The sequence below is a fragment of the Paenarthrobacter sp. NPDC091669 genome (genome assembly GCF_044756725.1).
GTDB lineage: Bacteria > Actinomycetota > Actinomycetes > Actinomycetales > Micrococcaceae > Arthrobacter > Arthrobacter bambusae_C.
The window spans coordinates 16,948-31,915 of record NZ_JBIVTK010000008.1 but is presented as its reverse complement, the minus strand read 5'-3'; the positions used below and the strand labels follow the sequence as shown (position 1 = coordinate 31,915).

Sequence of the window (14,968 nt, the reverse complement as noted above, 5' to 3'; positions counted from 1 at the left end):
GGGCATTTTTCATGTGAGAGGCACATCCTGCGTCGATGAACGCGTTCTATTTGGTCCCGGCCACCGCTGTTGAAGCGAATCGGTAGACCACCTGACTTTTCCTCGGCGAACCCCTGGCCCAACCGGCGTCGGGGGCCGATGTCCGCAACTGGACACCGCCCGAAAGACATGAAGTTTATGACTACTTTTGCTGCCCTTGGCACGCCCAAGCCCATTGCTGAGTCTCTTGCCGCAGATGGCATCGAAGTGGCATTCCCCATCCAGGTGAAGACCCTCCCGGATACGCTCGCAGGCCGCGACGTTCTGGGCCGTGGCCGCACCGGTTCCGGCAAGACCATCGCTTTCGCCATCCCGCTCGTGGCCCGCTTGGCCGAGCGCGAAGCAAAGCACTTCCGCAAGCCGGGCCGCCCCATGGGCCTCGTGCTTGCCCCGACGCGTGAACTGGCAACCCAGATCAACGCCACCATCGAACCGCTGGCCAAGGCCATGGGCCTGAACACCACAGTCATCTACGGCGGCATCTCCCAGGCACGCCAGGAAAAGGCGCTGCGCGCCGGCGTCGACATCGTCATCGCCTGCCCGGGTCGCCTTGAAGACCTGATCCGCCAGCGCATCCTGACCCTCGAAGCCGTTGAGGTCACCGTGCTGGACGAGGCAGACCACATGGCCGACCTCGGCTTCCTCCCGGTCGTCAAGAAGCTCATGGACATGACCCCCACCCAGGGTCAGCGCCTGCTCTTCTCCGCGACGTTGGATAACGGTGTTGACAAGCTGGTCAACCGTTACCTTTCCAACCCGCTGACGCACTCCGTGGACGATCCCCAGGCCGCTGTCACCACCATGGAACACCACGTCCTGGTGGTCAACGACCAGACCGTCAAGAAGCAGCTCATCGTCGAACTGGCCTCCGGCGCCGGCCGCCGCGTCCTCTTCATGCGGACCAAGCACCACGCCCGCAAGCTTGCCAAGACCCTCACCGACGCCGGCATCCCTGCCGTCGACCTTCACGGCAACCTGTCGCAGAACGCCCGCGACCGTAACCTTGCCGAGTTCTCCAACGGTGACGTCCGCGTCCTGGTGGCCACCGACGTCGCAGCCCGCGGCGTTCACGTTGACGACGTCGAACTCGTCATCCACGTGGACCCGCCCACAGAGCACAAGGCATACCTCCACCGCTCAGGCCGTACGGCCCGCGCCGGTTCCGATGGCACCGTAGTCACCCTGACGCTCCCCGAGCAGCAGAGCGACGTCAAGAAGCTCATGAAGGCTGCCGGCGTTGACGTCAACTTTGAGCGCGTCACGGCCAACTCCCCGTTGATTGCCGAGCTCGTGGGCGACATCGCGGACAAGGTTGATCCCCGCACCCGTGCGGCCCTCCTCGCAGCGAAAGCTCCGCAGGGTGGCGGCACGTCCACCGGTGCCAACGCCCAGCGCAAGCGCGCACGCCGCTCCACGCAGGCTGCTCCCACCGCTGGTGGCCGTGGCGGTCGCAACGGACGTGGCAAGGTTGCGGCTGAACCGGTTCGTACGGACGTCAACCGCGCTGAGCGTCGGGCAGCAATGAACGACGACGTCGCCCGCAGCTCACGTGGTCGCGGCAAGGCAGCTTCCACTCACCGCAACGACGTTCCCGGCTCGCAGGGTCAGAATGGCCGCAGTGGTCGTCCGGCTACGGGTCAGCGCTCAGCTTCGGCTCCGCGCACGGCGTCCACCACGAGCACCCGCACCGGTGGAAACAAGGCCGTTTGGTCTTCCGCCACGGGCGCTGCGTCCGGTGGATCCTACGGTTCGGGTGCCTCCGGCAACTCCGGCCGCGGTGGTGGCTCCGGCGCAGGTCGTCCGGCACGCAGCGGCCCGCGTCGCGCTTCGGCTCCCGCGTCCAACGAGCGTCGCGGCCGCTAACCCCCCACCCGTTGTGAGGCCCGCTCTGCGCGCTATTCCTGTGGTTTAGCGTGCAGAGAAGGCCCCGCAAGTCACCAGCCCCGGGCGCGCCACTCCTCAAGGTGTGGCCGCTCGGCGCCGAGTGTCGTGGGCAGTCCATGGCCAGGGTGCACCAAGGTTTCGTCCGGATAGGCGTCGAACAGTCGTTCCGACACGTCGTTCAACAGTGAAGTGAAGCGTGCAGGATCTTTCTGTGTGTTGCCGACTCCTCCCGGAAACAACGAGTCCCCACTGAAAATGTGGGCCGGCCCGTCAGGATCCTGGTACACAAAAGCGATCGAGCCAGGGGTGTGTCCACGCAAGTGAACCGCCGTGATCTCGATGTCGTCAAACCGCTCAACGTCGCCATGCCCAAGCCGGACATCCACCGGAACCGGCAACGCATCGGCGTCGTCCGCTCCTGCGGAAGTGCTGGCGCCGGTAGCTTCCACGAGTTCCGGCAGAGCCCGGACGTGGTCCCAGTGCTGGTGGGTGGTGGCAATTCTGGCCAACTTCGTCTCGACTGGCGAATCAGCGGCAGCGTCCTCAAGCAGCTGCTGAATGGCCGGAAGGTCGTCGGCGGCGTCGATCAACAACTGCGCCCCCGTGGACTTCGACGTCAACAGGTACACGTTGTTGTTCATCTCGCTGACGGAGATGCTGCGAATGGTGACGTCACGCAATGAGTGAATAAGCGAATCCATCGTGTCAGTCTATGCAGTTGCCGGGTTGGTTTCGCGGCCCTGCGACACCCAGTTGGGGTCGGCCGATCGTGAACCCACGACGCCGGCCGCGGCCTGGTCGAGCACCTCAAGTTGTGCTGTCCCCAGTTGCAGGGACAGTGCCCCCAGGTTCTCGTCGATCCGGTGCGCTTTGCGCGTGCCGGGGATGGGAACCACGGAAATCCCAAGGCGCTGACCTTGGGCGAACAGCCAAGCCAGGGCTACCTGGGCCGGAGTTGCATCCAGCCCACTGGCTACCTCGCGAACCGCGGCCACCACGGCCTGGTTCGCATCAAGTGCCTCGTCACCAAAACGGGGGATCTTATGGCGGAAGTCATTCTCCCCGAGATCGCCCGCGCTGACGGTTCCTGTAAGGAATCCACGGCCCAGCGGCGAATAAGGCACGAACCCCACGCCAAGTTCCTTGGCTGCAGGAACAACGTTGAGTTCAACATCCCTGCTCCAGATTGACCATTCACTCTGGACCGCGGCAATGGGATGAACAGCATTGGCCTGCCTGAGCTCCTCGGCTGTCACTTCCGACAGCCCGAGGTGCCGGACCTTGCCCTCTCGGACCAGCTCCGCCATAGCCTCCACGGTTTCCACTATCGGAACGCGGAGGTCCCGGCGGTGCATGTAGTAGAGGTCAATCACGTCAGTGTCCAGGCGGCGGAGGCTCGCTTCCGCCGCTTGCCTGATGTAGGGCGCATCCCCGCGGACTCCCGTGTACCCGTCCGCGGGGTTGCCCTCAATTCCAAACTTCGTGGCTACCTGGATGTCGTCGCGGCGCTCCTTCAGGAGCCTGCCCACCAGTTCCTCGTTGCTTCCAGCGCCGTATACATCCGCAGTGTCGATGAACGTGATGCCCGCGTCCACCGCATGCCTCAGTGTTTGCAGGCCGTCTTCAGGATCGATTCCGCCGTAGACCGGGGTCAGGGCCATTCCGCCAAAGCCGAGGGGGCTGACCGTGAGGCCGCCGAGCTGAACTGCAGTCATGAAAGTCTCCAATGCGCGTAGGTGTTCCAGAGGGCCCTTTGTTGGCGTGAACTCTGTGGACGCGGAAGGTATTCCTGCTGGGGAGTGGACGTGGCCGGCCCTGCCCTGCCCGATTCGATGGTTCGCTGCGCATTCGATGGTAGGAGACGTCTACTACGCAGCTAGCCATCGAAAGGGAGCGCCCGGCGGAGTGGTTGCTACTCGGCGTTGGCTGCAGGCTTATCGGCAGGCAGGGCCTTCAAACCGGCGGCACAGCCCACGATTCCCGCGATGAACAGCAGCTTCAGCGGGCTCGCGGACTCCACGCCCGTGATCATGGCCCAGCCGACAGTCAGTGCTGCGCCGATACCCACCCACACGGCGTAGGCAGTGCCGAGGGGGATTCGCTTCACCGCGATGCCCAGTCCCAGCATGCTCAACACCGCAGTAATGGTGAAGACCACGGTTGGCATGAGCTGTGTGAAGCCGTTGGACAGGCCCAAAGCGGTGGCCCACACGGCTTCGAGCAGTGCTGAAGCCAGAAGAATGATCCAGAAGATTCCGTTGCCGGCGTTCTTGGTGTTGGCTGTGTTGGCTTTGTTCCCAGTCATGGCTACGCCACCACCTTCAGGCCGACCACACACGCGCCGATGCCGGCGAGCAGGAGCAGCCGGGCCGTCGTCGCGCGTTCAACCTTGGTGACCATCGCGTACGTTGCGGTCAGTACGACGCCGACGCCAACCCACACCGCATAAGCCGTGCCTGTGGGGATGGACTGCATCGCGATGGCGAGTCCGGCCATGCTGGCAACAACGGACACCAGGAAGACGACGGTCGGAACGGGTTTACGGAAGCCCTTGGACCGGTGGAGCGCTGCGGCCCAGACGGCCTCGAGTGCTCCGGAAAGGATGAGAATTATCCACGACATGACATTTTCCTTTGGCCAGTCTTGTCGCATTCCGGGTACTGAACCGTCGTCCGGAGGTTCCAGAGCGGAACCTTCAATTCAGGCTAGCAACTCCCGTGCGGGGTGGCCACTTCTGGTGGTTAACGTCACCAGCTCAGGAGTGCGACTCCACGTGGTCGATCGAGATCACAGCGATGAAGCCGCGGCCCAAGATTTCCGGGCTGCGGGTATCGGAGCCGACCACGGCGTCATACCGTGAGAGCTCAACAGGTTCGGCCGCGCTGGTTGCCGGGGCGTCGCCGTCGGACTCTTCCTCCACAGCCGCGCCGGGCGCAACAGTGGCCTTACCCTCCAGCAGGACGGCAAGCTGGCCTTCGAAGACCGGGTGCGCACGCTTCTTGGAAATCTCCACAATGGACGTGTAGCCCTTGAACGCTCCCTCCCGGGCGATGACATTCAGATCCCGGATGTCCCCTGTCGGAAGAGTGGCCCCCGACGCAGCCTCGCCCGAGAAACGGAACGGTCGGTACTTCTCGAGCGGGTGCTCGGATCCGTCCACCGTGAGCAGCAGCAATTCGCCCTCGATGATGGTGATCACGCGCTCCATGCCCGGGAAGACGGAGAAATCTCCGGCCTTGGAGACGTCGGCGATGCTGACGCGCCAATCCCATGCCCCGTCCTGGGCCGATGCGGCCTTCGGATGGCTGGCGAGTTCACGCGTCACCCCGCCCCCGTTGCGCCACGGTTCAGGATGGATGTCGGCAAAGCGGATGATCTCCATCCATCCAGCCTAGTGGTGGACACCGCTTCTGCGATGGCAATGCGGCTTGCTAACGTCATATGTGGAAAACGTTGGGATTTTTTGGCTGGAGGCACGGGAATGTTCGTCAAAGTGTGCGGATTGAGCACGCCGGAATCCGTCCGTGAAGCCGTCGACGCCGGTGCGGACGCCGTGGGATTCGTGCTCACGGCCAGCCCGCGCGAAGTCAGCCCGGATCAGGTGCGCATTCTGCTCCCGCTGGTTCCGGACGGTGTTCGTGCAGTGGGCGTGTTCCGGCTCGAGTCCGCGGCTGATGCCGTTGCCACGGCCCGGGCGGCTGGACTCGAGTGGCTCCAGCTCCATGGTCACCGGACTGCCGACGACGTAAAAACAGTGCACGACGCCGGGATGCGGCTCATCCGCGCCGTCACCATGGGTGCCTCCCAGGACGAGTTCGCTGATCTGGGCGAGGACGTGTTCCTGGTTGACGCCGCGGTGCCGGGGTCGGGGGAGGCCTGGGACTACGCATCGGTCCGTGGCAAGGGGCTCGACGGCCGCCAGTGGCTGCTCGCCGGCGGACTCGAATCCGGGAACGTAGCCTTCGCAGCAACTACGGCCGGCGCGTGGGGTGTGGACGTGTCCTCCGGTGTCGAGTCATCCCGTGGCGTGAAGGACCTGGCCAAGATCCGCGCGTTCGTCGAAGCCGCCAAAGCCTGACGCACTCTCACATCCCGCGTGCTTGGGCGGTTCGCTCTCCCAGGTCCCGCGTGCATGGGCGGTTCGCTCTCCCAGGTCCAACGACGTTGTCGGTGACACCCTCTAGACTCGCTCCCAAGAGAACGAATCACACGGACACCAGGAGTCAAGCAATGAGCACGGAACACTTCACCCTGACCATGAGCCGCGAGTTTGATGCCCCTCGTGAGAAGGTTTTCGACGCCTGGATGGAGCCTGACAAGCTTGCGCAGTGGTTCGGACCCGTGGAGGTGGAGGCTCCCCGGGAGAAGATCATCGTTGAGCCGCGGGTGGGCGGCATCTGGCAGGTGGTTATGGTGTGGTCGGACGAGGACGGCGAGCAGGAAGCCCCCATTGAAGCCGTCATCACGGAGCTGGAAACCCCCGCTCTTCTGGTTGCTCAAGCCAAAGCCGCTCCGGACGCCGATCACGAGTTTGAGGAGATGCGCCTGGAGTTCGAGGACCTCAACGGCCGTACCCGCATGAACGTCACGCAGGGACCATTCGAATCCCAGGAGTGGGTGGACATGACCCGCGACGGCTGGGGCACCTCGTTCGACAAGCTGGACGAACTGCTGGCCTGAACCGCACAGAAATACACTCATAGGTCAGGGAAAAATCAGGGCAGACCCCTAGGCTTTTTGTCAGGCCCACAGGGGAGAATGGGAACTATGAAAACGCTCCTTAACATCATCTGGCTTGTCTTTGGTGGGTTCTGGCTGGCCTTGGGTTACTTCGCGGCGGGCATCATTTGCTGCGTGCTCATCGTGACCATCCCGTGGGGCATCGCTTCGTTCCGGATCGGTGCCTACTGCCTGTGGCCCTTTGGCCAAATGGTGGTGGAGAAGCCGGGCGGTGCCGGGGTGTTCGCGCTCCTTGGCAACGTGATCTGGCTGCTCGTTGCGGGCATCTGGATCGCGATCGGCCACGTGGTCACCGCAGTGGCCATGGCCATTACCATCATCGGCATCCCGCTGGCCATCGCCAACCTGAAGCTCATCCCGGTGTCCCTGATGCCGCTGGGCAAGCAGATTGTGCCCACCAACCAGCCGTTCGTCAGCACCTACCGTTAGGCCGGTGGGTTCCCTTTAGACGACTCGCTGCACAGCAGTCGATTCCTACCGTCCAACCTGCAGCGGAGCGTCTATTCGGGGAAAGCCATGCCCTGAAAGGCTCCGTCTTTGAGGAGTGCCACCGAAGAACTCCCGTCCAATTCCGCCGCGATGCTGACATCCTCGGCGAAGCCGGCGTCGATGAGTTCCCGCCCACTGGAACAGCCGCGCAGAACAGCCGCCAGCCGGGGTTCGGCTGAGTTGAACGCAGCAGCAGCGATCTCCGACTCGGGAGACAGATTGCGACGTCCAGCTGCCTGGAGCCCGGCGATGAACGCGCCCGCCCCCAGCTGATCCTCCACCGCCGGCCGCAGCGCCCCGTTTGGCCACTTTTCGCCCGCTGCTATCACGGCAATCACGGCCTCTGCGGGCAAGGTTGCGTGTGCCCACTCGGCCGTCGCCGCGGCATTCCGGAGCGATACAGCCACTACCTGACGAGCCGATGACCCAAGTTGGTGGCTGATGGTCGCACCGTTGGGGGAGGGGAGAACCACGCGGTCCAGCACGCGGGCACGGCGGAGGCTGGACGGTGACAAGCTCAGGCCTTCAGAATCCCGGGGTCCCGCGAGCAGGGCATCATGACGGAGCGCGAACCCGCTCGCCGCCGCGTCCCGCAGAGGGTATGGAAACACCATGGCCCCGCGGTCCACCGCAACACTCACGCACGTGGTGAACGACAGGACGTCAACCACTACCGCAAGGTCGGCTCCGGGCACTACCGCGCGGGCGCCGTCGAGCCCCCATTCGAACCGGACCGCGTACGGAAGCTGCCGTTGCGGTGCACCAGGTTCGTTGACCGAACCACTCACGCGAGTTCCGCCGAGAGGTTGCGGCGCGCGGCGTCGAGCCACAAGGCTTTGGCGCGTTCCCCATGGAACAGCGGGTCAAGTCCCAGAAGATGACGTACGACGGCGGCGCGCCCCTTCGCGAAGTCGGCGTCGCTGACGTGCGCGTAGTCTTCGCGGACGGCCGCCAGATAGCGTGCATAGGCTTGCTGGTCGCCACCGAGGACGGAAAGATCGGCGTCGCAGAGGAGGGCCCCGGCATGATCACCGGGCTCGGGGGAGTGGGAGGACGTGAGTCGGACCAGCCGTGCCACTTCGGCCACATCGGTGGGGGATAGCCCCACGGCCGTCAGCCGGTCCTCGGCCAACAGGGCTGAGTCTTCCTCATCTTGTCCGGCCACACCCTCATAAACAGCGTCGTGAAACCACGCTGCCAAGGAAACTGTCCGTGCAGGCAGGGCCGGTTCGGTGAGAACGTCCAGGGCCTCAAGAACTGCCAGGAGGTGGGTACGGCTGTGATACTTCCTGCCGTCCCCGCCCCACCGCTCCAGCAGTTCAAGGCCCAATTCCTCGTGGCCGGGAAAGATGCTGTTCCATCTTTCCATCAGAGGGACCGTCAAGGCTTTGCTTCGTTCCCGCGCAGGAATCCGCAGCCCGCTGGCAATGAGTTTACGGACCAGGACCCGAGCCTCAACGGGGATGGCGCCGGCGAGGACCAAGTCGTTGTAGCGCCGTTCGGGAACGTCGTAGTGGTCGCCGTCGAAGGCCCTCTCCGGAACCCCGGCAGCGGCTGCAAAAGCATGAAGCTCCTCCAGCGATGAATCCGATACCAGATGCGAGAAAACGGTCCCGTGTGCTGGCCACAAGGGCGGATCGATGTAGACGGCCATTGCCAAAGTGTAGTCCCAAGCGATCCTTCCCAGTTGCCGGCCGTCGGGACGTCTACCGCCGTGCTGCCGCCCCGGAAATTCGGGCTTCACTGCCCGTACTGTTCACGGCAACTGGGAAGGAGCCTGGAGATATGTCAGCGCTCGGCGGGCAGGATGTTCTGGTTGCCGCGGAACACGTTGTCCGGATCGAACTCACCTTTTACCTTGGACAGCCGCCGGTAGTTCTGTTCGCCGTAGGCCGCCATGATGCGGTCCTGACCTTCGTCGCCGATGAAGTTCAGCCACACTCCGCCCGTGGTGTGGGGAGCAATGTCTTTCCGGAATTGTTTCACCCATGCCTTGGCCTCTTGACCGCCCTCCTTCGTTTCGGACAGGCCGAACGGATGGCTGACCCATGCTGCGCCGCGGTGTTGCAGCGGTGTGTTTGCCGCGGCGGGCCCAGCGACTGCTCCGCCCCAACGTGCCACCAGTTGCTGGGAGTTCGGTCCCGGAAGGCATTGGGCAGATTCCACCAGAACGTCCAGGGCGTCGTCGGAGAGTTCGTTGTGATAGTCCGCGCTCCAGTAGTTGTAGTGGTCCGGAGGGTCATCGATCATGCATTGGAAGTCTGCGTAACCCATGGGCGCCACGAGGTCCACTGCGGGACCGAGCTCCTTGAACGGTTTGGCGTGTTCTTCGCCTGCTTCAACATCGCCGGCGTGGATGTAGGCCATGCCGACGGCGAGTTTGCCCACCATGTCCTCCGGGACGAACTCTTCCGGGGGAGCGGTGAGGTACACGAGTGCTGTCCCTACGGCGTCGGGCGCGTCAAGGGCGAGCTGTCGGTAGGCCCGGGACAAAGCCGTGGCGTCCTCACCGGGAAACAGCATCAGGCCAGCCATCACGGTGGGGCCGACGTCGTGCAGTTTGAAGGTCAAGGACGTTGCCACTCCGAAGTTCCCGCCTCCGCCGTGGAGTGCCCAGAACAGCTCGGGGTTCTCGCCCGGGCTGGCGGTCACCCGATCTCCGGACGCTGTGACGAGGTCGACGGAGAGCAGGTTGTCGCACGCGAAGCCGTAAGACCTTTCCAACCAGCCGGAGCCTCCGCCCAACGTGAAGCCGGAGACACCCGTGGTGGATGCGCGCCCGCCGGTCACTGCCAAGCCGTACTGTTGGGTTGCGCGGTCGAACTCACCCCACGTGAGCCCGGCACCCGCTGTGGCGGTTTTCGCCTCCGTGTTGACGCTGATTGACTTCATCGGGCGCACATCGACCACCAATCCGTCGTCGTTGGTGGACATGCCCGCCACCGAATGTCCGCCTGAACGAACCGCGACGTCCAGATTGTGGTTGTGCGCGTATCTGAGTGCCTCAGCAACTTCGCCGGGATCAGAACATTTGGCGATCACGGCCGGCCGGCGGTCGATCATCGCGTTGAAGAGTTTCCGGGCCTCGTCGTAGGTGGGGTTGTCCGGTCGAATCCATTCCATGGGACGCTCCTTCGCGCCTAAGACTCTCTCCCTAGAACAGGGTACGGCGGCGGGTCCTTTGGTGCTAGAGCACGACGGCGCCCCGATGACAGCGGGTACGACGACGATGGCGGCGGCGCACCACTTCGCGCCCGCGCACCAGTGCTTACGGGTGCGTCGCGCGGGAACGGGTGCGCCGGTGACGCCGAAGGGGTGCGCCCTGCGGAAACGGATGCGACCCCAACCGTGCCGCGCCGTACCAGCTACCCCAACAAGGCCTTTGCCCGGGCCGAGGCATCGCTTCGAATCTGTTTGACCGCAGCCACCTCGGGCTCGAGTTCCACCATCCGCGTGGTCAGGTACTTGTCCAGGACGGCCGTGAGTTTCGCATCGAAGTTGGTGTCCGCACGGCAGGTGGCATCGGTGACGGCGATCTTGAGCTCCTTCTTGCCTCCAGCGTCCAAGCCGGCGGAAGCGGCCTCATCCGGGCGGCTGTAAGGGAAGGCCGTGGTGGACATGCAGTTTTTCCACGCGTCCACCGCACTTTGGATGTCGGCGTCCGCAGCCGCAGCGTTCGTGGCAACCAATAATGAGTTGAACGCCAAGCCGGTGGCCCGCATGTAGTCGTTGGCATTGCCGTAGATGGCTGTAATGCCCTCGGCCGTGCACCCTCCCCAATGCATGCCTGTCCCTTCCGAAGACTGGACCACTTTTTGCTCCGAGGGCCCGCCACCGTTCAATGCTGTCTGGAAGGCAGGATCGGCAAAGAGCTTTCCCAGTTCAGAGTTCGTGGCCGGCTCACCGGGCCCCTGGGGCTTGAATGAGGCGTAGCCGGATGCGCGGGCAGTTTCAACGGTGAGTGTGGTGTAACCGATGTGGTGTTTCAAATCCATTGACTGCTGTCCGGATGGGGCGGGGGTGTAGTCATAACCGGCTTTCGCCATGCACTGCCGGACAGCCTCCGCCACGCCCCTCTGTGCCGTGGCATCCTCGGACGCAAACTGCTCAGCGGCTGTGGTCATTCCGGAGACCGGTCGGTCGGCGGGCTTGGTCAGGATGGAGGAAACTCCAGGTGTGCCAGCGGCGGCCAAGGTTACAGCTGCGCCGGCGGCAAGAATCAGTGCCCCAATAGTCTTCTTCTTCACTGTCTCTCCTTCGTGACGAATTATCGTCTGTTTTTGGCAATGCGGTGGCCAGCCCCGGTAGTCGCAGGGCGTTAGGTAGCACAGGTAGAGCTAGCCGATCAGCCTGTTCTGGTAGGCAAATGCCACCAGCTGTATACGGTTCTTGAGCGTGAGCTTGGAAAGAATGCTGCCGATGTGGGTCTTGACGGTGGCATCACTGAGCACCAGCGACGCCGCGATCTCCCCGTTGGCCAGGCCCTTGGCCGCCAGCATGAACACATCGCGCTCGCGGGCGGACAAGGGCTCCAGTACGGACGAATTGGCGGCCGAAGGAGTGGTGTAGTCGCGAAGCAATTCATTCGTGACCGACGGTGCCATGACTGCATGGCCCGAGTGGACGGTCCGGATGGCCGCCAGCAGGAATTCCGGTGTCGCATCCTTGGTGAGGAAACCGCCGGCACCGGCTTGAATGGCCCGGACTACTGCCTCATCGTGCTGGATGGTGGTGAGCACTATGACCTTGGTCTGGCCCGTGCTGTCCGTGATCCGGCGGGTGGCGGTAATCCCGTCCATCACCGGCATCCGGATATCCATCAGCATCACGTCCGGCCCGACTTCCGCAGCGAGGGCAACGGCCTGCTGGCCGTCCGTTGCCTCTCCCACCAGGTCCAGGTCCGGCTGGCTGCGAAGGATCATCTTCAGGCCTGCGCTGAAGAGAGGCTGGTCGTCCACCAGCGCTACACGGATCTTTGTCCCACTCATGGCAGGATCGCCTCCACTTCGAAGAGCTGGCCGTTGGTGACCGCAGAGAGGTGGCCGCCTGCCGCCGTCGCGCGTTCACGCATGCCGGGTAAACCGCGGCCGGTTCCCGACGGCGGCACTTCCGTTCCGCCGCCGGCCAGCCTTGAGCGGATGGTCAGACGCAGGCCGGTACTGTCGCGATGCGCTGTAACGGTAGCGCCAGCGCTACGGTCGCCGTGCTTGAAGGCATTCGTGAGGCTCTCCTGCACGATCCTGTACACGGTGAGATCCTCCACGGGCGAGAGCCTTTCCAAGTCGAGGGTGTGAAGTTCCACGGGCATACCGCTGCTGTGAAGCCGTTCCGCCAAGGCCGGCAGATCAGCCGCTCCGGGGGCCGGGCCGTCGAGTTCGGAGCCGAAGCTTTGCACCAGTCGTCTGGTCTCCTGCAGTGCACTCCTGGCTGACGACGCAATGATGCCGGCCGCTTCCTCCACTGATTCCGGCTCGGTCCGGTGGACATAGCGGATCCCCTCGGCCTGCGCCGTGATCACAGCCAACGAGTGTGCAAGAACGTCATGCAATTCCCGGGCGATCCTGTTGCGCTCTTGCTCAACGACCAGCGCCCCGGCCGTCGATTCGAGGCGCGATTCCGCTTGCTCTTTGGCCTGCCGGTTGACGGCAGCCTGCCGAACAGTGGCTGCTGCCGCCCACCCCGCAAGGTTGAGGGCGGTGAAGGAAGCGAAAACCAGGAAGGCATACAACGCGATCCTGAAAGTTCCTGCTTCAGCTAGTTGTTTGCCGAACACGAAATTGATCCAGCTGGTGTCAGCGAACCAGTTCACGGCCACCATCCCGGCGGCGGTAACAGCGGCGACGGGCAGCGGCCACCGCTGCGGTTCCCTCCAGCCCAGGGTTGCGAAAAAGATGAGAACGGGGAGCATGACGAACTGGGTTGCGCCGGTCACCATCACGCTCGGGAAGACGCCGAATGCCTGGAACCCCAAGGCTGCGAACGCGAAGATGAAGGCCGGAACCGGAATCAGCTCCGCGGCGGCCACCGCTGCGGTCAGCGCAAACAGGACGGCACTCGCAGAATCGAAGCCGTGCTCGTCGAGGATCATCAGCGCCACGAGCATGGCAGCGGCAACGATCGGTGCGGCTGCGGGACGGAGGGCTTGGATGCTCGTGGACATGTCCTCAACACTAGGGTGCCCGGCCCCGGCGTCGGCGCCGTTTCGGACGGTTTCACCCGTGAGGTGGAGCAAGTTCGTCCGAGGTGCTGAGGTTGCGCACGACGGCGGCGCACCACTTCTCGCCTCACGCACCAGTGCTTACGGGTGCGTCGCGCGGGAACGGGTGCGCCAGTGACGCCGAACGGGTGCGCATGGCGGAAGGGGGAGCTGCCTTGCGGTATGGGGTGCTGAGGTTGCGCACGACGGCGGTGCACCACTTCGCGCCCCGCGCACCAGTGCTTACGGGTGCGTCGCGCGGGAAAGGTAGCGCCAGTGCCGCCGAACGGGTGCCCCGAGCGGGAACGGGTGCGCCAGTGAAGCCATTGACGCTAACAGTAATATTCGTTTTGCGAAGAAAACAGCACTGTTCAGACGCAGATGCGGAACTACACTCGGTTTATGCCGCAAATACGAATCTCCGAGGCCGCCCGCTTCCTTGGTGTCAGCGACGACACCGTGCGGCGCTGGACGGAGAATGGAACGCTGACCGCCCAGAAGGACCCGGCCGGACGCCTCGCAGTGGACGGGCTGGAATTGGCAACGCTGGCCAGGGACCAATCCCATCTGCCGGACGATCCATCCCGAACAGGAAGCTCGGCCCGGAACCGGTTCGTTGGCCTGGTCACGGGTATCACCGCGGACAAGGTCATGGCGCAAGTGGAGCTTCAATGCGGCCCCTTCCGCGTGGTGTCGCTGATGAGCAGTGAAGCCGTGCGCGAGCTCGGCCTGGAGCTCGGCTCGGTGGCCACAGCCGTGGTCAAGGCCACCACGGTCATCATCGAAACACCCCAGGGAAAGAGCATCATATGAGGATCACCCGTAAGCCATTGGCTGCGTTGTTGCTTGCGAGCGCTCTCTCAACGGGCCTGGCAGGCTGCGCTTCAGGCACTCCAGCCCCGGCCAGCAGCGGAACGTCGGGGCAGCCTTCGGGAGAGATCACCGTCTTCGCCGCAGCATCACTGAAAACGACCTTCACCCAATTGGCCGAGGACTTCGAAGCCAGGAACCCGGGCACCAAGGTGCATCTGAGTTTCGCCGGCTCCTCCGACCTGGTCACGCAGATCACCCAGGGCGCCCCCGCTGACGTTTTCGCTTCAGCCGACACCAAGAACATGGCCAAGCTCGCCGATGCCAACCTCGTGGATGGCACGGCGACCGACTTCGCCACGAACGTCCTGGAGATTGCCGTCCCACCCAGCAATCCGGCGTCGATCTCTTCTTTTGCCGACTTGGCCAAGCCCGGCGTCAAGGTGGTCACGTGCGCAAGCCAGGTGCCGTGCGGAGCAGCAACGGACGCCGTTGAGAAGGCAAGCGGAACCACCCTAAGTCCGGTCAGCGAGGAATCGTCCGTGACCGATGTCCTGGGTAAGGTCACCTCGGGCGAGGCAGATGCAGGCCTGGTCTATGTCACGGACGTCAAGGGAGCCGGCGACAAGGTCAAGGGCATCCCCTTCCCGGAATCGGACCAGGCCGTCAACACCTACCCCATAACCACCGTAGGTACCAGTAAGAACAAGGCGTTGGCAGCGGCATTCATTGCCATGGTCACCGGCGACGACGGCCGGAAGATCCTGGGCGACGCCGGCTTCGGCACGCCGTAGCGGACCGGGAACGCTG

General features: G+C 64.0%; 17 protein-coding genes and 1 riboswitch. Of the genes, 6 read left to right on the top strand and 11 right to left on the bottom strand.

Annotation, left to right across the window (positions count from 1 at the left end):
- The first annotated feature begins 177 nt into the window (after positions 1 to 177).
- Positions 178 to 1,902 (top strand): DEAD/DEAH box helicase, encoded by a 1,725-nt coding sequence (locus ACIQLI_RS14450; protein WP_400389640.1) that lies wholly within the window; start codon positions 178 to 180, stop codon positions 1,900 to 1,902.
- Positions 1,903 to 1,973: 71 nt separating this feature from the next.
- On the opposite strand, the gene ACIQLI_RS14445 is transcribed toward ACIQLI_RS14450, so the two are convergent.
- The 5 genes from ACIQLI_RS14445 to ACIQLI_RS14425 form a co-directional block, all read right to left on the bottom strand.
- The gene (locus tag ACIQLI_RS14445) at positions 1,974 to 2,624 is read right to left on the bottom strand and encodes an MBL fold metallo-hydrolase (protein WP_400389638.1); all 651 of its coding nucleotides are present in this window, start codon (positions 2,622 to 2,624) and stop codon (positions 1,974 to 1,976) included.
- Positions 2,625 to 2,633: 9 nt separating this feature from the next.
- Entirely contained in the window at positions 2,634 to 3,638 is a 1,005-nt protein-coding gene (locus ACIQLI_RS14440; protein WP_400389635.1) for an aldo/keto reductase, read from the bottom strand.
- 197 nt (positions 3,639 to 3,835) lie between these two features.
- A complete protein-coding gene (locus ACIQLI_RS14435) occupies positions 3,836 to 4,228 on the bottom strand; it encodes a DMT family transporter (protein WP_400389632.1) in 393 nt (130 codons plus the stop codon).
- Between the two features lie 2 nt (positions 4,229 to 4,230).
- A complete protein-coding gene (locus ACIQLI_RS14430) occupies positions 4,231 to 4,545 on the bottom strand; it encodes a multidrug efflux SMR transporter (RefSeq protein WP_089596307.1) in 315 nt (104 codons plus the stop codon).
- A 10-nt stretch (positions 4,546 to 4,555) separates the two neighbouring features.
- Positions 4,556 to 4,621, bottom strand: a riboswitch (guanidine-III (ykkC-III) riboswitch).
- 57 nt (positions 4,622 to 4,678) lie between these two features.
- The gene (locus tag ACIQLI_RS14425) at positions 4,679 to 5,305 is read right to left on the bottom strand and encodes a HutD family protein (RefSeq protein ID WP_400389629.1); all 627 of its coding nucleotides are present in this window, start codon (positions 5,303 to 5,305) and stop codon (positions 4,679 to 4,681) included.
- A 99-nt stretch (positions 5,306 to 5,404) separates the two neighbouring features.
- Here ACIQLI_RS14425 and ACIQLI_RS14420 point away from each other — a divergent pair, with 99 nt between their 5' ends.
- The 3 genes from ACIQLI_RS14420 (at position 5,405) to ACIQLI_RS14410 (ending at position 7,092) form a co-directional block, all read left to right on the top strand.
- Entirely contained in the window at positions 5,405 to 6,001 is a 597-nt protein-coding gene (locus tag ACIQLI_RS14420) for a phosphoribosylanthranilate isomerase (protein ID WP_400389626.1), read from the top strand.
- A 152-nt stretch (positions 6,002 to 6,153) separates the two neighbouring features.
- A complete protein-coding gene (locus tag ACIQLI_RS14415) occupies positions 6,154 to 6,603 on the top strand; it encodes an SRPBCC domain-containing protein (RefSeq protein ID WP_400389623.1) in 450 nt (149 codons plus the stop codon).
- Positions 6,604 to 6,690: 87 nt separating this feature from the next.
- Entirely contained in the window at positions 6,691 to 7,092 is a 402-nt protein-coding gene (locus ACIQLI_RS14410) for a YccF domain-containing protein (protein WP_091470118.1), read from the top strand.
- 71 nt (positions 7,093 to 7,163) lie between these two features.
- Here ACIQLI_RS14410 and ACIQLI_RS14405 read toward each other — a convergent pair whose 3' ends face one another.
- From ACIQLI_RS14405 to ACIQLI_RS14380, 6 genes are all read right to left on the bottom strand, one after another.
- Positions 7,164 to 7,940: a 2-phosphosulfolactate phosphatase gene (locus ACIQLI_RS14405; RefSeq protein WP_400389620.1), complete on the bottom strand. Its 777-nt coding sequence runs from the start codon at positions 7,938 to 7,940 to the stop codon at positions 7,164 to 7,166.
- Positions 7,937 to 8,806: a DUF4031 domain-containing protein gene (locus ACIQLI_RS14400; protein ID WP_354227669.1), complete on the bottom strand. Its 870-nt coding sequence runs from the start codon at positions 8,804 to 8,806 to the stop codon at positions 7,937 to 7,939. Before ACIQLI_RS14400 ends, ACIQLI_RS14405 begins: the two co-directional genes overlap by 4 nt.
- Before the next feature lie 134 nt (positions 8,807 to 8,940).
- On the bottom strand, positions 8,941 to 10,275 hold the full coding sequence (locus tag ACIQLI_RS14395) for an FAD-binding oxidoreductase (RefSeq protein ID WP_400389617.1): 1,335 nt from the start codon (positions 10,273 to 10,275) through the stop codon (positions 8,941 to 8,943).
- A gap of 242 nt (positions 10,276 to 10,517) precedes the next feature.
- Complete coding sequence (locus ACIQLI_RS14390; RefSeq protein WP_400389614.1) at positions 10,518 to 11,399, bottom strand: hypothetical protein; 882 nt, start codon at positions 11,397 to 11,399, stop codon at positions 10,518 to 10,520.
- A gap of 90 nt (positions 11,400 to 11,489) precedes the next feature.
- Positions 11,490 to 12,140: a response regulator gene (locus ACIQLI_RS14385; protein ID WP_400389611.1), complete on the bottom strand. Its 651-nt coding sequence runs from the start codon at positions 12,138 to 12,140 to the stop codon at positions 11,490 to 11,492.
- The gene (locus tag ACIQLI_RS14380; protein WP_400389608.1) at positions 12,137 to 13,312 is read right to left on the bottom strand and encodes a sensor histidine kinase; all 1,176 of its coding nucleotides are present in this window, start codon (positions 13,310 to 13,312) and stop codon (positions 12,137 to 12,139) included. Before ACIQLI_RS14380 ends, ACIQLI_RS14385 begins: the two co-directional genes overlap by 4 nt.
- A 438-nt stretch (positions 13,313 to 13,750) precedes the next feature.
- Here ACIQLI_RS14380 and ACIQLI_RS14375 point away from each other — a divergent pair, with 438 nt between their 5' ends.
- Positions 13,751 to 14,161: a molybdopterin-binding protein gene (locus ACIQLI_RS14375; protein ID WP_400389605.1), complete on the top strand. Its 411-nt coding sequence runs from the start codon at positions 13,751 to 13,753 to the stop codon at positions 14,159 to 14,161.
- The gene (modA, locus tag ACIQLI_RS14370) at positions 14,158 to 14,952 is read left to right on the top strand and encodes a molybdate ABC transporter substrate-binding protein (protein ID WP_400389602.1); all 795 of its coding nucleotides are present in this window, start codon (positions 14,158 to 14,160) and stop codon (positions 14,950 to 14,952) included. Before ACIQLI_RS14375 ends, modA begins: the two co-directional genes overlap by 4 nt.
- The last annotated feature ends 16 nt before the right edge of the window (positions 14,953 to 14,968 follow it).